This is a genomic window from Levilactobacillus yonginensis (genome assembly GCF_964065165.1).
GTDB lineage: Bacteria > Bacillota > Bacilli > Lactobacillales > Lactobacillaceae > Levilactobacillus > Levilactobacillus yonginensis_A.
In genome coordinates, this window is the sequence record NZ_OZ061549.1 from 1,575,625 (window position 1) to 1,595,135 (window position 19,511).

A 19,511-nucleotide genomic window follows, 5' to 3' on the forward strand; every position below is an offset into this window, starting at 1 on the left:
ACCCGCTATGCGGGCGGATAATAGATCGGTTGTACCAAAAAGCCCTCCATAAGAATTAGAATGTAGGTGTCGAAGCCAACATTGCTAAATCGAAAGGGGACTTTTCAAATGGCGAATAAACTCAACAGTCTTGCGCACACAAAGTGGTTATGCAAGTACCATATCGTATTCACTCCAAAGTAATAGGAGAAAGATGATTTATAATCAATATCGACGTGACTTACAGGAGGATATTCGACTTTTATGCCAGTATAAAGGTGTCAAGATTTTGGAAGGTCATATGATGCCAGATCATGCTCATCTCCTGGTAAGTATCCCACCCAAGCTCAGTGTGTCGAGCTTTATGGGATATTTAAAGGGAAAAAGTGCGTTGATGATGTTTGACCAGCATGCAAATTTGAAATATAAATTTGGAAATCGACATTTCTGGTCAATCGGATACTACGTGAGCACGGTGGGCTTGAACGAAGCCACCATCAAAAAATATATTCGTGATCAAGAAAAAAGTGATCAGGCGGTGGATAGACTCAGCGTTCGGGAGTATGAAGACCCCTTCAAGGGTCAGGGTAAGTAATACAAACGCCGCTTAAAGCGGCAGCAAAAGTGGCAAACGCAATTTGGCTTTGACACACAAAAGCCAGCGCCTTGAGACGCTGGCCAGTATCCAGGGCTTATAGCCCTCGAGAAAACCACCCGTTCAACGGGTGGTTTTTATTTAGTCAGTCGCGTACTACACCAACATCAAACATGTTAGAGAGAAGGCATCCGCTCATGAGTTTGATTTACATTCGCCGCGCACAACCGACCGATATTCCCGCCATCATACCGATCATTGCACACGCCAAGGCCCAATTAAAGGCCAGTGGTAGTCCCCAGTGGCAGGACGGCTACCCCAACGAGTCAGCCATCGCAACCGACATTGATCACCAAAACGGTTGGGTCCTGTTGGTCGATGGTCAAATCGCCGGAACTGCCACGTTGATTATCGGTGACGATCCCAACTACCATCGAATTGACGGTGCGTGGGCCAACACCACGGACCCCTACGCTACGATTCACCGCATTGCCCTCGGTGCCGGCTTCACAGGCAAGCACCTCAGTCACTATTTCTTTTCCAATCTACTGACCATGGCCTACCAGGCCGGTGTCCGTAACTTTCGTGTCGACACCCACGCCATGAATCAACAAATGCAGGCGTTAGCAACTAGCCTGGGGTACCAGTACCGCGGTCTGGTCAACGCCAATGGTGTCCGCCGGGCGTATGAACTCAATTTAACGACGTCCGACTAACCGATACTCCAACGATAAAAATGGCCCCGCCACGTCACCAACCATTGGTGACGTGGCGGGGCCGTTTGCGGTCTCAATTATGATAAATATTCGTTTAAAGTGGCCTCACCCTGGCCATCGACCCGAAACTTGGTTAAGGGTCGACCGCTGTTTTGGTACACGATGCGTGAGCCCAGGAAACCAATCTCCGTGAGGAAGTCCACGTACTTTTTGGTCGACACCCGGGATAACCCCGTCTGATCCGCAACATCTTGATTGGAAAACTCAGCATCAAACTGGCGTAACGTCTGAACAATCCGCTTGAGTGACAGCTTGGCTAACCCCTTAGGCAAATCCCGGCTCGTTTCCGGTTGCACTGTTGCCGTCATTCCCTGAAACAGGCTATCCAGGTCCGTCTGAGAGACGGTATGCTTATCGTCGACCACTTGTAGCCGGGTAAACTTAGCCATCGCCTGTTCAAACCGGTCAAACGAAAACGGCTTGATCAAGAAATCTAAAACACCGTAGTTGACGGCTTCTTTCAGGGTCTGCTGATCGTTGGCCGCCGTCATCATGATGACCTGCGGATGTAGCTGACGCTTCAAAAGTTCCGCTAAGAACTCGGTTCCACTCACCTGTGGCAAGTACATATCCAGTAAGATCAGGGCATACTCGTCCAAGTCTGCTAGGTCTAAAGCCGCCACTGCGCTCTCACACTCGGTGACCGTGGCACTGGCCAACTGTGGAATGCGGTCCAAAAACTTGTGATTGATCAACCGGACCATGGGATCATCTTCAATTATTAATATCTTCATTTCAACGCTTCCTTGGTTTCAACTAGAACGGTCATAATGGTGCCGTAAGGTTGATTATCGGTAATGGCTAATTGCCCATGCAGCGCTGTCACAGCGGCATGAATAATTCCCATCCCATACCCGCGATGGGGACCTTTGGTGGAGAAGCCCTGCGTAAACATCTGTTGGCGCACGTCAGGCGCAATACCACTCCCAGTATCACTGACCACAATTTGCAGGCGCGACCCCGTCAGGACTAACTTCAGACTAATCAGGCTTTGGTCATCGGGTTGACGAATGGCCCCAATCGCGTTATCCAGCAGATTGGAAACGATCCGGAGTAATAGGACCTCAACCTTCCCGTCAAAGGTTACCTGAGGTACTGAGGCGTTCTCAGCTACCTTAAACGCAATCCCCTGCTCCTTAGCTTCCTTGCTCTTCCCCAGAATCAAGCCAATCATGGCCGGCCACTTAATCTTATCCGTGACGTAACCAATATCGTGATGATAATTATCGGTAATCTGACCCACAAACTCTAAGGCTCGTGGATATTCTTCTAGCTCCAGTAGCCCGTTGATCACCTGGAGTTGGTTCATAAATTCATGTGTCTGTCCCCGTAATGAGGAAACGTAGTGTTCGGTCCCAGCGAGCTTATCGATAAGCCCAGAGATTTCAGACATGTCTCGGATCAGACAAACCTGACCAATTTGTTTCCCCCGAACCAGCAGGTCATTGGTGGATAACAGCAGCTGCTTATCACGGAAAGAGGCCTCGATACCTCCCGTGGCAGCCTGGGTCACCGCTGCTCCAGTAAAAAGTGTCTCCCGCAAGTCTACCGGCAAGACCTGGTTCACAACCAGCTCTCGACCAAACAGGGTTTGGGCCGTGTGGTTGGCGGAGATGACCACGCCGTCGCGGTTAATGGCAATGACACCTTCGGGTAGCGAGTTATCAATCAAAGCCTGTTGCGCAGTCTGTTCGGAGATTTCGCTGGGTTCCATCCCTAGCAACAGATAACGCAGATACATGCCCAGCAAAACGGAAAGTATCAAACCAACTAGTAAACCCAGCAGGCCTCCAATAAGGATGGGCCGCGTCTTATGTTGCAATTGTTGATTCAAATTTTGCTGCGTAACCCCCACGCAGACGACCCCGATGATTTTACCGTGAGTTCTAACTGGGTAAAAGACCCGGTACTCAGGACCCAGCACACCGGGTTTGGTGGAATAGCGGGTCCGCCCTTGCAGGGCTGGTGCGGGGTCCGCCAGTGAACTAAAATGGTGACCCACGTCCTGACTGTGCGGATGGGACAGCCGAATCAGGTCATGGTTCATGACCACGATAAAATCCACGTCGTCCCGTCTGACCAACGGTTTAATGTAAGTCTGTAGATCAGCCGACGCCCCCGCATTGGATGCAGCAATAACGCGTTGAACTTCCGTCATCTTAGCAGTCGACTTGGCAATTTTGAGAATGCGGCTCTGAATGGCCTGTTTATTCTCCGTTACCGTATCCCGATGAATCAAGAAAACGGTAGTTGCCACAGAAACCCCAATCGTTAACGTCATGATTGCTATCACCATCGCCCAAAATGGCAGGTGTTTTTTGAAAATCTTCATCAGCAATGTCCCCTCACTCCTCCTAATATACTGAAATCGGTTGCGTTAGGCAACTGTTAAGGCCAGTCGAAATGGTGGCCGTTAATCCCCTTTCAAACGGGTACGTTTCAGGGTAACCGGTTTAGCCACCCCATCAAAGTCAACATAGAACCGCGGGCTGACGCCAAAAAGGGTGCGGAGAAAGATTCCCCGCACCCTTTTAAAGGCAATTGCTTATTTAGCGTGAATGGCGTTCTTAGTAGAACCCGTCGTCAAAATATCGTGGAAGTTATCGTAACTAATGCTGATCATATCTTGCAAAGCTGGTTCCGTGTAAGAACCAACGTGCGGCGTAATCAGGACCTTAGGGTTAGCCCGCAACAGGTCTTGGACCTCTTGATTAGGCACAGCGTCAACGCTGTCGAACTTCTTGCCTAAGATATTCACTTCGTCTTGCACAACGTCGGCACCGTAGCCGTCAATTTGACCATCGTCCAAGCCCTTTAAGATGGCTGGGATGTTGGACAATTCACCACGCGCGGTGTTAATCAACACGGCACCCTTCTTCATTTGAGAAACGAAGGTGGCGTCGACCAGGTTTTCGTTCTTACCTGGGAAGTAAGGCACGTGAATGGAAACAATGTCACTTTGCTTAAGCAAGTCTGGCAGATCCATCAATTCAGCTAATTCCTTGGCAGCGTCAGATGGGTATGGGTCGTAAGCAACAACCTTGGCACCCAAAGCCTTGTACAACTTAGCTTCCGTGTAACCGATCCGACCGATACCTACGATACCAACGGTGGCCGTATGGATTTCCTTGCTGAACATTGCTGGGGAAATGGTGAAGTCGGCTTGGCGCGTTTGGCTAATGCCCAAGTTTACGTGACGGAAAAGGGTCATGCCCAAGGTAAAGGCTAATTCGGCAACGGCGTATGGGGAGTAGCCTGGTACTCGCGCCATTTCGATACCTAAATCAGCGGCAGCCTGCAGGTCCATGTGGTTAAATCCAACGGAACGGGTGAAAACGTACTTGATGCCCCAGCTGGCAAACTTTTCCAAGTTCTGGCGGTCGGCAACACAGTTCCCACGAACCAACACGGCGTCGGCACCCTTAGATGCTTCGGCGTTATCGTGAGTTAAAAGGTCTTCAACGTAGGTCATTTCAAAGTCATACTTGTTCAATTCATCAAAGTAAGGCCGTTCGATTGGCCGAACACCGTAGGACGTAATTTTTACCATTTTAAAAGCACTCCTTTTCTTTAATTAAACTTCTAGTGGAAAATACCTAAACCATTGATAACCGTCAAGATAGCAATCCAGATTGGCATCATTACCACGGCACAGATGGTCGAAATAAAGGACGCGTTGGAAGACATAACGGCTTCACGGTCAAAACTAATAGCGTAAGCGGAAGCAACGGCGGCAGTTGGTGTTGCCATCATGACAACGATTGTTGCAACGGCCGTGAAACTCAGTGGCAGGATACCCGTGATGTCGAGCACCCAAAGCAAAATTAGGTTCAATAATGGCACGATGATAACCTTGTTGAAGGCGTAGTACCAAGGCGTCTTGTCCTCGGCAGCGTCCTTGAAGGAAATTGATCCTAAGGTAACACCAATTGCCAACCAAGCTAATGGTGAAGACAGGTTAGCTAAGTAAGTCAGTGGCTTAAAGATCCAAAGCGCTGTTTGATCAATTCGGTAGAACGCCACGGTCGTCATGCCGGTTTGTTGAACCCCATTGATAGCGGCGTGAACCGTTACTTGAGGAACCAGGTGTTGACCGAGCCACATGAACAGACCTAAGAAAGTAGCGATAACGATTGGGTTGGCGAACATTTTCTTAATGTTCTTACCTTCCATCTTCAGGCCAGACATCTTGATGTAGGCGTAAGAGTAAAGGAAGATCCGGTAACCAATGTTGAAGATGGAACTGTACATAACCCCCTTGGCACCGTAAACGGCCCCAACGATGGGAATACCGAAGAAAGTGGTTGAACCGAAAGTGGTTAAGATAGCTAAGACTTCACGTTCTCCCTTAACATAACGTTGGTACATAAATGGGGTAACAAAAATCAAAAGAATATAAATCACAATCCCCCAAACTAAGACGCCCATACCTTGCTTGAAGGCATCGCCATCCATGGGTTGCATGAATGAATTAAAGGCCAGAGCTGGGATAGCCACGCTCAGGGCAACCTTGGTCAAAACCTTTCCAAAGTTTTCGCCGAAAGTTCCCCGCCGACGGAGGAAGAAGCCTAATAGGATAATGAAAATGGTAGAAGTAATGGAACTAATAATTGCTGCATTTGTGAATGTAGATTCAACTGCTTTAAGCACGCTCATTCTTGTCGCCTCCATGATTAATCTATATGATGATTCCATATTATCGTCCTTTTGCTCATTAATATACATATCGAAAGTTTTGTAAGTAATGTAACTTATGTAAGTGCTGGTCTAACCAGTGAAAAAACTCACGTTTGGTTATTTAACGGGACAGTTCGGAGAAATTGACGGACAAAATAAGGGACGACTTATACCATTTGGGCTGTAAATAAATTTGGCGATGTTGTATACTGAGTTTTACCGTTTAGCCTTAGAGTGCAACGGGAAAGAGGGTTTTATTCTAAATGTATCGATTCTTCGTTCAACCGCAAATTAACGCGGTCACACAAAAATTAGCGGGCTACGAACTGTTATTACGTTCGTACTGCCACGACTACTGGGTCACGCCAACTGATTTTACGGCCCTACCGATGGACCAGCAGGTCTCCTTGTCCTATCAGGAGATTACGAACATCCTGAAGGACCATCACGACAACCCTGAGATTTCATTTAACCTAAATCGCAAACAATTTATGGATCCCCAGACTATTGGGCACATGATCCATCTTAAAAAATCAATTAAGCAGCTCCACCTGACCGTTGAACTAACGGAGACGCCATCATTGGCAGAGCTACACCGGTACGTGCCCCTGTACCGGGTCTTCCACATTCAATTGAGTCTAGATGACGTGGGTACTGACAATCCGTGGTGTGCAGCGGTTCAAGCGGCACTGCCGTTTATGGACAGTATCAAGTTCGCCATGCAAAACTTTCGGTTGCAACACCGACAGGCGGAACTCATGGATAGCTTGAACGCTTGGCGTAAGATTGCCGACATGTATCAGCTAAAACTGACCGTCGAGGGCGTTGAAAACGAGGACGACGTCGCCCTAGCCCAGCACTACAATGCCCAGATGACCCAAGGGTACTTTTATAGTAAACCGGTGCCTTACTGCGCTGGGTAATTCATCCTAGAATCACCATGGAGACTTATTCTGACATCTATTTAGATGCAGATAGGTCTCTATTTTTATGCCTAGTTTCTCAAACAACCTCTTCATCCAGGACTTGTTAAACTGCAAAATGCCATCGTCTATTAAGTAATTATCCTAATAGTCATTTTTTACATAAATTATGAGTATTCCATGAGTCTATAAAATAATTTCCCAACCACTTCACCCCAATCCCTTCTATAGACCCTTTATAAATCCTGTAATACCGGATTTTAATGAATTTCAATTCAACTGTTGACAAAGCACAAGCCCCTCGTTATTATTAGAGGCATATTAGAAATACACGAACGCATCACCAGGAAGAGTAGCTGTTCACGCTAAGTCTAGAGACCACCGGTAGCTGAAAAGGTGGCTTACAACTGAGCAGCGAAGATGAGCCTGGTAGCTAACAGCTGGTGCAAGCCGGTTGTTCGACATGAAGCCCGTTACCGCTTCCGACTTTTGGCAACAGAAGTTACGGAGATGGTGGGCGCGAGTCCCCCATAAAACAAGGTGGCACCGCGAGTGAAATCGTCCTTATGTAGAGATTACATAAAGACGATTTTTATTTTAGGAGATGTTTTGGGATGAAGAAAAAGGGAACAGTTTTAGCAGTTGCAGCAGTTATTGGCTTAACGTTAGCTGGTTGTGGGAGTCAGTCTAGCAGTAGTAGTTCCACCGGCAAGTATGCCGCCAAGCAGGAGTTGAACTGGACGGAGTCTTCCGAACTCGCCTCCTCCGACCTGGCCCAAGCTACCGATACCCTAAGTTTCACGGTCTTGCAAAACACGCAGGAAGGTCTCTACCGCTTGAACAGTAAAGGCGTTCCCGCCAATGCCCTGGCCACAAGCACCAAGGTCACCAACGGCGGCAAGACCTACACTTTCAACCTACGCAAGGGTGCCAAGTGGTCCAACGGTGACACCGTGACCGCCAAGGATTTCGTTTATTCCTGGCAACGGACACTGGACCCCAAGACCGCTTCACAAGACGCTTTCTACCTCTACCAAGTCAAGAATGCTGAAGCCGTCAACAAGGGAAAGAAGTCGCTCAGTGCTTTAGGTATCAAGGCCGATGGCAAATACAAGCTGACCGTACAACTGACCAAACCCGTTTCCTACTTCAAAAAACTACTGGCTTGGCCGCTCTTCTACCCGTTGAATGAAAATGCCGTCAACAAGTTCGGCAAGAAGTACGGGACCAGCTCCGCTACCACAGTCTACAACGGCCCATTCCGTTTGACCGAGTGGAACGGAACTGGTAAGTCCTGGACATTAGCTAAGAACAAGACCTACTGGGACAAACAAGCCGTTCACTTGGATAAGATCAACGAGCAAGTGACCGAATCCACCACGACCAGTTACAACCTGTACAATGCCAAGAAGACCGATGAAACGCTCCTAAGTGGTCAACAGATCAAGAACAACAAGAACAGTAAGGATTTCGTTAAACGCCTCCCTACTGGTTCCCAACGGTTGGATCTAAACCAAAAGAAAGTAGCTGCCTTCAAGAACACCAATGTCCGCAAGGCTCTCTCCTTAGCCATTGACCGGAACCAATTGGTCAATGACGTTCTACAAGATGGCTCCATTGCCTCCAAGGGCTTCGTTCCAGCTGGCATGGGCAACAATCCTAAGACTGGTGAGGCTTTCAACAAGGAAGCCTACGTGAAATCTGGCGTTTCCTACAACTTGAAGCAAGCTAAGAGCCTGTTAGCCAAAGGCTTGAAACAAACCGGTGATAAGAAGCTTGACGTGACCCTGTCCGTTTCCGACACCGATACCAGCAAGCAAACCGCTGAATTCGTTCAAAGTTCCCTCGAAAAGTTACCAAACGTTAAAGTCACCATCAAGACCGTCCCTTACGTGCAATTGATTACCCAACAAAACAACGGAAACTACGAACTGACCTTAGCCGGCTGGCAATCCGTTTTCGCCGACCCAATCAACTTCTTGGACGTCTTCGAAGCCAACTCCAGCTACAACACAACTGGTTGGAAGAATACCCAATTTGATAAACTCCTCGATGAAGCCGAAAACCAAGACGGCAACAAGCCAACAACGCGTTGGAACAAGTTGGTCAAGGCTGAAAAGGTGCTGATCAACGACCAAGGAACGATTCCACTGTACCAAGCTGCTAAATCACAACTGTTACGCAGCAGCGTCAAGAGCATTGTGTACAACGGTGCCGGTGTCCCTTACGATTTCAAGACGACCTACATCGCCAAGTAATCGCCGACCGCTACCAAACGATTCGACTCAGTCCCTAACTCCCCCTCTTGTATAAACGTATTAATATAGAAGAAACAGGTTCCAACTAGCGTTTGAAGTGCGCGTAGTTGGAACCTGTTTTTTTAGTTTGTATTGGTTTAAAAATCGAAGGGAAAGTTGGTGAATGGCCGCCTCCGGTTGCCAGGGCAGGGGCCTGCTGTGGGGACCGCCTGCAGCCAAAGTACGGGCTTCCGGCTCGACTTGAAGCCCCGCTAAAACCCCTGCGGGTCTCCAAGCTCGTCCCGTGTTATCTGACCAAAAAACCGGTCAGATAACACCGACACGGCCGGCCCCCGCCCTGGCAACCTCCGGCTACGATAGATCAACAATCTTACACGGATCAGCAGGTTATAGACGTTATAACTGGTTCGTTTGCGAAAGCTAGGTTACGCTAACTCAACAACAGTAGGCGTAGGTAGTTATTGCCCACCGAAGTGGCTTGAGTGGTTTTTTCTTACTCGTATAAGTCCGCAGCGTAAAATTCTTGGTCAAGGATAATTTGACCACGCCGTAATAACGCCAATCATTCTCGTCTTTTCCTAAATAACCGTACTAACTTCCCTTGAGGTTACTAGGCAGTTTGACCCTTTTTGCTGGCCGGCCTGAACGGGGGTCGTGGTCCCAACTAGAAATAAACCGACGCTGACAATCCCTAAGATTACCCCTTTAAGTCCTGTTTTGATCTCACATTCGCCCCCTAATTAAAGTAGTTATCTGGTCCCCATGAATGGGTGCGTAGCGGTCGTCTAAAGGCATAGGTGTTGTCCCCCTCTGCCCGAAGCCAGAGCGCTGTCGTCTTTTTACCATTGACCTTGACCTGTTTCTGCCGCAACGTTGGCAAAGCTGAACCGGCAAACTTAACCGCATTGGCCCGTAAAACGTAGCGCTCATGACCCTTTTGGTTAACCTTCTTCGTGATAGCTAGTGGCAGAACCAAACTGTATTGCCACTTCTGGTGAGTTAAATTCTGGTTCGACGAAAACATATCGGCAACCGTGAGCCGAATATTGGTAATCGTCATCTTATCGACTTCATAGTAAGTTTTACCATGTTGTTTCGTCCTACCAACGTACCCGTACCACACACCCTGATAACTTACCGGTAACTTTGTCGATTGGCTAGCCGCCTGTGCTGGTACGCTACTGGCCGAGGCTAGTCCAAATACAGCTAACCCTAAGAGCATCAATTTTTTCATGATTAGGTATCCTCCCTAGACATCCGTTGGCGCAAAATCTTCAAAATCCCAACCCCAAGCGTGCGTCCGTAACGGCTTCCGGAAGGCATAGAGGTTATCTGGTTGTGCCGTCAGCTTCAGTGCCCGCAGCCGTTGACCATTGACCTTAACCGTGACCAATCGCATGTGATTGATGTCGTCAGCGAATCCCGCCGTGGAAATAGTGTAGTACGTTTGATGGTGTTTGTTGACCTTTTTGCCATAACTTGTCAGCGTGTGTTCTTCCCACTGCCAGTCCAGTTGACTGAGGTCACTGTGGGTCGTTTTCAAGTATGCGTAGTCGAATCGATTACGGGTAAAGCCTACCTTGACCACGTTGTACGTCCGCACGTGATCCACCTTTTCTGAACACACGTACCCGTACCAAGTTCCCTGATAACGCTTAGGTAACTGACTCTTCGCCTGAGCAGTGACCCCACCGGCCAATAACGTGAGTCCCAGACTGACCAGGACCACTAAAATATGTCGTTTCACTTGTCTCATCCCCACTCACACCCTCTCCGTATCACTCATAAATATCAAACGAATCTTCGTACTCTTCACCCCAGGCGTGACTACGGATCGGCTGACGAAAGAGGTAGAGGTTCTCGTACCCCACGTTCAAGATAAGCGCCGTCCGGGTACTACCCACACCCTTAACGCTACCCAAACGAATCTTCCCCAGCGCATCCTCATCGGTACGCGTGGTGAAGATCCGATAAGTCTGACGACCTTTCCGATCAGTCTTGGCGCGGTATGATACCTTCGCTGAAGCTCCCCAGGTCCACTTTAAATTCTTAAACCGAGGGTTAGTCGTGTTTTGATAGTCGTAACTAATGTGATTGGACTTAATCGTCACCTGATTGAAGTAATACCGCCGAACGTGGTGACTCTTTTCCGAACTAATATAGCCGTACCAAGTCCCCTGATACTGCGTTGGTAGCGTATCAGCCTGAGCCGGAACTGTTAACAATACGCCGCTTAAAACGACGCCTGCCAAACCAAACAGCAATCTCTTAACGTTCATCCGCTTCCCCTGCTTTCCGAAACAATTGTTGATTAAACTAACTAAATTAAATATAGTTCAACATTGTTAATAAGACAAGGCGTTTTTGTTTTCCAAGGATAAAGTCTGTCTTGATGCGAATATAGTTGTAAATTCGGTGTTTCTCAACTCCTTCAGTCTGTCCAAAGTAGGCACAAAAAAGCGCTGTGAATGACTCATCCACAACGCTGGCATACTCATTTTCTATAAAGGAAATAATGGTAGTTTTGCTAAATACTGGATGTCAGTACGGTCGGCCGCAGCCCCTTCGGCCAGCACTGCTACCTGTCCAACCACCGTGGCCCCAGCCTTTTCAATTAGGGCCTGTGCGGCGGCTAAGGAACCCCCACTGCTGATAACATCGTCGACAATCACGACGCGTTGATTGATCAAACGGTCAGCATCGACCCCGTCTAATACCAATTCTTGGGGCGCACTGGTCGTAATGGCCGTCACCGGTACCTTCAATGGCGCTCGCATATAATCCTTCTCTGACTTCCGCAAAACAATGAACTGCGGGTGTTTCGTCACCCGACTCAGTTCCTGAGCCAGTGGGATTCCCTTACTTTCCATTGTAACCAAATAATCAAAGTCAGCTGGCACCTGCTCAGCCAAAGCCCGAGCAGCATAGTCCGTCAGTTCAGCGTCACCCAACAACACAAACGAGGCAATAGCCACTTTGTCACTGATTGGAACAATCGGTAACTGTCGCGTTAACGGCCCCACTTTTAGTTCATACGTTTCCATACGCTCCTAGACCCCCAGTCCGATGAGTGGCAGAATAAGCTTCAACGCGGCTCCCGACAACAAACCAGCAAACGGATCAGCCACTGCCGTCACTACGAGGGTGATGGCTGCGACAGTCCCGTCCGCACCATGCAGAGCCGCGGTCGCATTCTCCGGAAAAATCACAACGGTGCCCAAAATAAACAGGAACCCCGCAATGGACGCACTTGGCACGTATTTCCCTAACTTGGGTAACCAGCCAACCGCTAAAATAGCCGCCATGATCAACATCATCATGATTCCGGCAACGACTGGTTCCGGCGCACTGGCCGTCGCGGAGATAATCGCCTCCACCGGTGCCCCACCTAATAGACTGGTTCCCATATCCGCCAACGCCTGCGTTCCCGTTAACAAGTTCAGGTCGACCGGATTGGGTTTCTGCCCCGTCATTTGACCGGTAATCAGGCCGTACGAAATGTTAGCCCCAATGTTCAGACAAGCCAGACTCAATGCTCCCCGAACGACCCGCAAACTGATGGTTGGCTTCGTGAAAATGAAACGCCGTGCTGTCACATGCTCCGGCAAATCAGCGCGGTAATGCTCGATAAATACCGCCGCCAAACTGGAACCGACGACGGAAATCACGATGGTCCATACCAGGTCCTTGGTTACCAGGTAAGTGATAGCGGCCAGACCAACTGATAACCAGCCAGTCAATCGTTCATCCTTTGCCATACCCAACGCAATCTTGGCGAGCATGATACCGACACCGGCCATCATTCCTGCCATAATATTATTCCCCAAGACCGCAACAATCTTAGTCAGCGTTCCCGTGACCCCAATCAGTAACATGATGATTGAGCCACCCAAAATAATGGACGTTCGCTCACGTAGGTTTCGACCCAATTTACCAGTCAGTGCTAACGACTCCGCCTGAAACGACAGCGGTGCCACGGCGCCGAAAGCCCCGTTGACCGCGGAAGCAAAAATAAAAGAAAACATGGTCGGAAAAATGGCAAATCCCAACGACATGGCCATGATTCCCTGTGGAATACCGTTTAAAACAACACCGATGGCTGCTAACAGATCAGCTAACCAATGCATATCCGTTCCCCCCTATGTGTCCACTGCTGTGCCAGTTACTATGTCCATAACCTCAGCCAGCCTCCGACTATCTTCAGAGGCTGGCAACTGCTAAATTCGTATTTATTGCTAATAATACGTGATTTACGGGTGGCTGTCTATCTATTTCACTTATATTTACGAACTATTTATATGAAATTCTTAATTAAATTCGTATATAATTTAGTCACAAAAAAATGTCACCCAACATTGGTCGGGTGACATCATAAATTCAATCCTGATTAGTTGTGGTTGCTAAACGTTGCCGTTCGATAACCGCCAAACGAATAAGTTGCCAGGAGGCTGGTAGGCGCAAAGCACTCACTTGTTGGTGGTTCAACGCCAAGACTTCATGAACCAGACGACGGCTACGTTGCCCACAACTCTCTGGTTCTTGAAATTTAGCCACAGCTATTGGTTCTCGTAACTGTCGCAGCAGACGCCGGAGAACTAGCATTCCTTGCGGTTGAAGCAACTGATGTGCGGTCAACTTAGTTTGCCATAACCAACAGAAAGCTTGCTGAGCTACCGCCAACGCATCGAGGGAATCCGGGGCAACCGTTAGTCCAATCAACGCGGCTGCCGTGCTCACAAGGTCCGCGTGACTCAACGCCGCAACATCCAGTAACAAGTACCAGCTTGCCTGCGTCAGAGCATCCCCCGGTCCTTCATTTGCTAGTGTCATTTGGGAAAGGAGGCGGTCAAACGGCGTTCGTTCCAGTCTTTGGATTACAGCTTCCAAAGTTGCCTGTGGCACAATTTCCATCAGGTCCTCATCGTCATCCAACACCAGCAAATCTCGCTGATCATTTGCCACTAAGGCCCGCACACTATCAGTTGACTCCGATGACCATCGCAACTCTGGCACAAAGTCTGCACCATGTACCTGTACGTTATACTGTTTCACACCGCTCGCCCCCATTTCTTCATTGAGTGTACCGCATTAGGGCGGGTAGAAGGCAACCAATTTATCTACATAATCCCGCTATTTTAACATTTAAAAGTATAAATTATTGCAGTTTAATTCATGAACGCGTAAGATGATTGGTATTACTTAGAGTTAGTCGAACACTAACCGTTTAGGAGGAGACCTGATGTCTTACACTATCCATGAAGTCGCCCAAAAGATGGGAATTTCTACTTATAGTATCCGTTATTACCACGATCACGGCATGTTACCTTACGTACAACGTGACGAAAACAACAACCGGATCTTCAATGACGTTGACCTTGAATGGCTGAACATCATTGTTTGCTTCCGCAAGACCGGGATGCCAGTGGAACGTATCCAACACTACTTGGACCTCGTCCAGGAAGGTGAAGCCACCGTTGCCGAGCGCTACGAAATGGTCAAGGCACAGCAAGAACGCACCTTAACTGAGATTGATGAACTCAAGAAGCACCTGGAAACCATCAACTACAAGGTTGACCACTACGCTGCTATCGTTGAGAATCACGAATCAGACTCTTTTGTTCCATCTAATATTCGCAATCAAACATTAAACCACTCTTCCTAAGATCTATCGATTTTTACTAACATCAAGCAACTAGAATCAACCCCAATGAAAGTCACCCATAACCTCAACGTTATTGGTGACTTTTTTGGTATCAATCTGGCTAGTAATGCGAGTATTCCCATCCTAAATTCGCTTTGGTTGGCTAGTCGAATAGTCGACAACTAACGGCCACGGTCGGGCTATTTTTTACAATTCATTTCTCTTGCACCCCCTTTACTAATTTGTTAATATAATAAGCCTGTGTGGGTATTAAGTTTATTTTTATAAGGGAGGCCTGACCTTGGAGACTTCACTGTTGCCGCATTGGCGGCGCAATATTTATTTATTTTTAACCAGTCAGTTCTTGTCTGGCATTACTAGTATGGTCGTTCAATACGCTATTATCTGGTACCTCACCAAACAGACAGGTTCAGCGACTGTCCTCAGCCTGGCCACGCTGCTTGGCATGTTGCCAATGGCCTTACTCAGTCCGTTCGTTGGCCCCTTCGTCGACCGTCTCAATAAAAAAGGTTTGTTGATTGTCCCCGATATTATTGCTGCAGTTTTTGCGATTATTCTTTCGGTCGTGGGCACGCTTCAGGATACCTTCCCGCTCTGGCTAATTTTTATTTCCTTACTCGTACGGGCCATCGCTCAGACCTTTCAAATGCCAACCATTCAGTCGATTTTACCAACCATGGTGCCAACCGAAGAGTTGACGAAGATCAACGGCCAGCTGGGAATGGTTCAATCCGCCAACATGATCATTGCCCCGGCGTTGGGCGCCTTTCTCTTTGCCATTGTGCCCATTAACTTTTTGATTCTACTCGATGTGATCGGCGCTGCCATTGGAATTGGCCTGTTACTCTTTGTCAGCATTCCCGAACATCCAGTAATTGATGACCCGGTCCACCTTCTGACCGACGCAAAATTTGGTCTGGATAAGCTCAGAAATACATCCGGACTGTGGGCCTTCACGCTGATTGGCGCCGTCTTCACCTTGATGTTTATGCCCGCCGCCAGCCTGTATCCACTGATGACCATGGGCTACTTCCACGGTACAGTAGGGCAAGCTGGTTTGATTGAGGTCGTGTACTCGGTCGGGATGCTAGCCGGTGGGACGATCATTGGCCTTATTCGGCAATTGGCGTAATCGGATGAAGCCCATTCTCTGGTCAATGTTGGCCATGGGACTGACATTTGGGGCTAGTGGCTTTCTGCCAGGCACCCAACACGGTTTTATTTGGTTCGTCATTCTCAACGCCTTGGCCGGAATAGCCACACCATTCTTCAGTACCCTAATGATGGCCATGATTCAGCAAAGTTTTCTTCCGGAACATTTAGGACGCGTCCTGGGAGTAATGAATTCAATCACCAGTATTGCTGGCCCCCTGGGACTCATCTTTGCGGGACCCTTGGCCGACGTCATCGGTGTTGAAAAGTTGTTCACTATCGGCGGTGTGGGCTCCCTGCTCTGTGGTCTCGCAATGCTAATAATGCCAACGGTTCGGCGCTACGATGCTCAGCTACAGGCCACTCAGCTAACCAACACCACTCACTAACTAGGGCATTCGGATTTTAGAAAGGGTTTGGGAGAAAAGTCCCAAACCCTTTTTGTGCGCTTACCCTAAATAATCGAAGCGAGCAACGAATGAATTGACAAAATGAATGAATTGAGATAATATTCATTCGAAAAGAAAAGGAGGTTTCTGGTAGTGGAACCAAAACAGCAGCGCCTATTCATGGCGGCCCATGACCTGTTTATCTCACAAGGTTTCAAACATACCAGTATTGCTGACATTGCCCAGCTAGCTAATGTCGCGGTCGGCACCTTTTATAACTTTTACGACTCCAAGGCCGACATTTTTGTCCAAGTTTATAATCATGAGAATGAACAAATCAAAGCTAAAATTATGAGTCGAATCGACCTGGACGCGCAACCAGCCGACTTGGTCCACACTGTCGTTCAACAAATTTTCCAACTCTCAGACGGTAACCAGATTCTCCAGGAGTGGTTTAACAACGCCAAGCTCAACGCGCTGATTGCACAAACCAATCAAAATGCCGTTGAGGAAAGCCTAGTCTACGCCACACTGATGCGACTGATTGATCGCTGGCTAGAACGGGGCTTAATTAAGGATGGTCTTACCAAGGATCGAATCATCAGTCTGTTTAACACGTTGACCGTCGTGGACTTCCATCAAAGTGAAATTCAAACAGATGACTATTATCAACTACTAAACGACTTAATTGATGGTATCTTGTCAGTCATTTTAAAATAACCCCCAACGGTTATTTTTTTAAATCAAAAATGAATGAATTTACTTTATATTCATTCACCAAGGAGCAGCTCATGAAAAAATTATTACTTAGTATCTTAGTTATGTTCATCGTTCTCGCCATTGTCTTAGGCGGCACCATCATCTGGGCCACAACCCAGCATCAAAGAATTAACGTCAACTCCCTGACCATCACACCACTCAAGACCCAACGACGCTCGTTAACAAACTCGCCCAAGAACGTGAATATCGCCGTTCACACCGCTAAGGTCATCATCAAACGCGGCCAAGTTAACCAACTAACCCTAAATCACGTCACGCCCAATCAATTTGACGTGACCATCAAGGGTAACCAACTGACGTTGCTGCAAAATGCCGCTAACAATCATCACGTTGAGTTGGGTAAGTCGGCCATCATCACCCTCACCGTTGCTGAACCTGCGGCATTTACTGACGTGACTATCCACCAATTTAACGGCACCCTACAGCTCAATGATCTAACTACTCAGCGACTGGCCATCGATCACACAAATGGCACGACCAACGCGAACCACCTCACCGTCACTGCGGGCGGCCACCTCCGCAAGCAAAACGGGGCCACCACGTTGACCCATTTGAAAACGGCCGGTCTACAGGTCAGTGTTAAGACTGGTCAATTTAAATTAAACGGGCATAAACGAGCTGGCAATCACCAACAGGCCAGCCTGCCCGGTACGCACCCACTGACGATTTCAAGTGGCTCTGGGCAAGTCCAGATAACGGACTAATCGACCAAAAAAAGCGTCTAGGAATTCTCGTCCTAGACGCCCACACTACCTAATTTTAGCAATGATTTTATACCAACCTACAGCTTCTTTTCAAACCCTTCCATGGGTGCTGCCTGATTCTGGTAGTCCTCAACCGTAGCGGGGTCATCCGTAAAATGCATGACTGAGTAGAAAGCACCCTTTAGATAATCCTGCATGGCACGCGGAATCTTAAGCGCCGTCATCTCACTCGGTGCTAACTGATAACGAATGCTAGCTTCGTCGCCGACTGCCACCTTTTCTACCCACTCTGGTTCACGAATCATCTCACGACCCATGGCAACCAAATCGGTGCCCATGGCCAAGACGGCGTCCGCATCAACTGGTGTTTCAACTGAACCCACACCAATCAGCGGCTTACGACCAGCCAATTGCTGGACCACCTTCGTCAGAATTGGGTCGTGGTCTGTCTTGTCATTCAAAGACGTCCGCTGAGCTGACCCCATTGACACGTGAACGTAGTCGATAGTCGTTTCCGCTAACATATCCACGAAGGCCAAGCTATCCGCCAAACGAATCCCCGGGGTTTCAATCTCTTCCGGAGAAAAGCGGTAACCCAGCAAAAATGGTCGGTCAGCATTTTCCGCAATAGCAGCATGTGCACTGGCAATGACGGCCTTAGCAAAACTCATCCGAGCCTCGCGGTCACCACCCCACTGGTCTGTCCGCTGATTAGAGTTAGGAGAAAAGAACTGCTGTAACAGGTAAGTGTTGGCCCCATGGAGCTCTACACCATCAAAACCAGCAGCGATGGCCCGACGAGTTGCCGCACCAAAAGCCGCAATGATCTCATCGACTTCATTGGCGGTCAGTGCCCGGGGTTCCTGAGAGTCGGCAGGATAGGCCGCAGCGATGGCACTGGCGCTAACGGGCTGTTCACCCCGCAAAATACTGTCGTTCGACTTTCGACCCGCATGGAATATCTGCAGAATTGCCTTGGTACCATTGCGTTTCATGGCGTGGGCTAACTCGCTCAAGCCAGCAATATCACCATCATCAGCAATCGACAGTTCCCCTTCAAACCCTTTACCGCTGGCAATCACATTAGCCACTTCACCGATAATCAGACCAAGACCGCCGGAACGGGCCCCGTAAAAGGCAATCTCATCGTTCGTGACCCGGCCATTGTAAAAACTAGACATCGTGGTCGTGGGTGACATGACCATGCGGTTCTTTAAGGTTAAACCATTGGCAAACCTGTACGGTTGCATAAAGTTATACGTCATTTGAACTTTCTCCCTTCACTTCTGAACATTTTTGAATGGCACTTAGGACGGGCCGCAGCGTCTCACCGGTAGCGGTCAACGTCCAACAGCGTTGTTTCATGTGAAACATCACGAGTTGGTGGCGTTGAAGTCGAACCAACGCACTAAAATACTGCCATTTTCGTTGCCACGGAACTTCTTGCCACAACGCCAATGACGTCCGCGGTCCCATTGCAAGTACCAGCAACAGGTGCCATTGGGCGGGCTGAGTCACCGTAGCTCGCATCACGTTAAGCCCCGTTATAGTCGATTTCATTTGCCACCTCCTCAACAGAATCTAGCATAACCGTTACCCAGCCATTAAAAAAGAAG

18 protein-coding genes and 2 pseudogenes are annotated in these 19,511 nt (G+C 48.4%); 8 read left to right on the plus strand and 12 right to left on the minus strand.

Going from position 1 to position 19,511, the window contains the following annotated elements:
* Positions 1–108: 108 nt before the first annotated feature.
* Positions 109–574: pseudogene (gene tnpA, locus AB3Y94_RS07505) on the plus strand (IS200/IS605 family transposase).
* Positions 575–771: 197 nt separating this feature from the next.
* Entirely contained in the window at positions 772–1,290 is a 519-nt protein-coding gene (locus AB3Y94_RS07510) for a GNAT family N-acetyltransferase (RefSeq protein WP_367295672.1), read from the plus strand.
* A 77-nt stretch (positions 1,291–1,367) separates the two neighbouring features.
* Here AB3Y94_RS07510 and AB3Y94_RS07515 read toward each other — a convergent pair whose 3' ends face one another.
* The 4 genes from AB3Y94_RS07515 to AB3Y94_RS07530 form a co-directional block, all read right to left on the minus strand.
* Entirely contained in the window at positions 1,368–2,084 is a 717-nt protein-coding gene (locus AB3Y94_RS07515; protein WP_367295673.1) for a response regulator, read from the minus strand.
* The gene (locus tag AB3Y94_RS07520; protein ID WP_367295674.1) at positions 2,081–3,682 is read right to left on the minus strand and encodes an ATP-binding protein; all 1,602 of its coding nucleotides are present in this window, start codon (positions 3,680–3,682) and stop codon (positions 2,081–2,083) included. Before AB3Y94_RS07520 ends, AB3Y94_RS07515 begins: the two co-directional genes overlap by 4 nt.
* Positions 3,683–3,895: 213 nt before the next feature.
* Complete coding sequence (locus AB3Y94_RS07525; protein ID WP_367295675.1) at positions 3,896–4,900, minus strand: 2-hydroxyacid dehydrogenase; 1,005 nt, start codon at positions 4,898–4,900, stop codon at positions 3,896–3,898.
* Between the two features lie 32 nt (positions 4,901–4,932).
* A complete protein-coding gene (locus tag AB3Y94_RS07530) occupies positions 4,933–6,006 on the minus strand; it encodes an AEC family transporter (protein ID WP_367295676.1) in 1,074 nt (357 codons plus the stop codon).
* A 284-nt stretch (positions 6,007–6,290) separates the two neighbouring features.
* Here AB3Y94_RS07530 and AB3Y94_RS07535 point away from each other — a divergent pair, with 284 nt between their 5' ends.
* Both AB3Y94_RS07535 and AB3Y94_RS07540 read left to right on the plus strand, forming a co-directional pair.
* Positions 6,291–6,950 (plus strand): EAL domain-containing protein, encoded by a 660-nt coding sequence (locus AB3Y94_RS07535; protein WP_367295677.1) that lies wholly within the window; start codon positions 6,291–6,293, stop codon positions 6,948–6,950.
* Between the two features lie 614 nt (positions 6,951–7,564).
* Positions 7,565–9,208 carry a peptide ABC transporter substrate-binding protein gene (locus tag AB3Y94_RS07540; protein WP_367295678.1) on the plus strand — a complete coding sequence of 548 codons (1,644 nt, stop codon included), beginning with the start codon at positions 7,565–7,567 and terminating at the stop codon, positions 9,206–9,208.
* A 736-nt stretch (positions 9,209–9,944) separates the two neighbouring features.
* Here AB3Y94_RS07540 and AB3Y94_RS07545 read toward each other — a convergent pair.
* The 6 genes from AB3Y94_RS07545 to AB3Y94_RS07570 form a co-directional block, all read right to left on the minus strand.
* Positions 9,945–10,442, minus strand: a complete 498-nt coding sequence (locus tag AB3Y94_RS07545) for a hypothetical protein (RefSeq protein ID WP_367295679.1) — start codon at positions 10,440–10,442, stop codon at positions 9,945–9,947.
* A 15-nt stretch (positions 10,443–10,457) separates the two neighbouring features.
* Complete coding sequence (locus AB3Y94_RS07550) at positions 10,458–10,964, minus strand: hypothetical protein (RefSeq protein WP_367295680.1); 507 nt, start codon at positions 10,962–10,964, stop codon at positions 10,458–10,460.
* 22 nt (positions 10,965–10,986) lie between these two features.
* Positions 10,987–11,487, minus strand: a complete 501-nt coding sequence (locus tag AB3Y94_RS07555; RefSeq protein WP_367295681.1) for a hypothetical protein — start codon at positions 11,485–11,487, stop codon at positions 10,987–10,989.
* Between the two features lie 222 nt (positions 11,488–11,709).
* Entirely contained in the window at positions 11,710–12,252 is a 543-nt protein-coding gene (locus AB3Y94_RS07560; RefSeq protein ID WP_367295682.1) for a phosphoribosyltransferase family protein, read from the minus strand.
* 6 nt (positions 12,253–12,258) lie between these two features.
* Complete coding sequence (locus AB3Y94_RS07565) at positions 12,259–13,335, minus strand: NCS2 family permease (protein WP_367295683.1); 1,077 nt, start codon at positions 13,333–13,335, stop codon at positions 12,259–12,261.
* A gap of 250 nt (positions 13,336–13,585) precedes the next feature.
* On the minus strand, positions 13,586–14,260 hold the full coding sequence (locus AB3Y94_RS07570) for a hypothetical protein (RefSeq protein WP_367295684.1): 675 nt from the start codon (positions 14,258–14,260) through the stop codon (positions 13,586–13,588).
* 187 nt (positions 14,261–14,447) lie between these two features.
* Between AB3Y94_RS07570 and AB3Y94_RS07575 the strand changes: the two genes are divergently transcribed.
* From AB3Y94_RS07575 to AB3Y94_RS07590, 4 genes and pseudogenes are all read left to right on the plus strand, one after another.
* Complete coding sequence (locus AB3Y94_RS07575; RefSeq protein WP_367295685.1) at positions 14,448–14,870, plus strand: MerR family transcriptional regulator; 423 nt, start codon at positions 14,448–14,450, stop codon at positions 14,868–14,870.
* Between the two features lie 280 nt (positions 14,871–15,150).
* A pseudogene (locus tag AB3Y94_RS07580) lies at positions 15,151–16,411 on the plus strand (MFS transporter).
* A gap of 153 nt (positions 16,412–16,564) precedes the next feature.
* Complete coding sequence (locus AB3Y94_RS07585; protein WP_367295686.1) at positions 16,565–17,131, plus strand: TetR/AcrR family transcriptional regulator; 567 nt, start codon at positions 16,565–16,567, stop codon at positions 17,129–17,131.
* Positions 17,132–17,202: 71 nt separating this feature from the next.
* Positions 17,203–17,895 carry a hypothetical protein gene (locus AB3Y94_RS07590; protein ID WP_367295687.1) on the plus strand — a complete coding sequence of 231 codons (693 nt, stop codon included), beginning with the start codon at positions 17,203–17,205 and terminating at the stop codon, positions 17,893–17,895.
* Between the two features lie 77 nt (positions 17,896–17,972).
* Here the strand turns inward: AB3Y94_RS07590 and AB3Y94_RS07595 are convergent, their stop codons facing one another.
* Together AB3Y94_RS07595 and AB3Y94_RS07600 are read right to left on the minus strand one after the other, a co-directional pair.
* Positions 17,973–19,160: an NADH-dependent flavin oxidoreductase gene (locus AB3Y94_RS07595; protein WP_367295688.1), complete on the minus strand. Its 1,188-nt coding sequence runs from the start codon at positions 19,158–19,160 to the stop codon at positions 17,973–17,975.
* Entirely contained in the window at positions 19,150–19,455 is a 306-nt protein-coding gene (locus AB3Y94_RS07600; protein ID WP_367295689.1) for a hypothetical protein, read from the minus strand. Before AB3Y94_RS07600 ends, AB3Y94_RS07595 begins: the two co-directional genes overlap by 11 nt.
* Positions 19,456–19,511 lie beyond the last annotated feature (56 nt).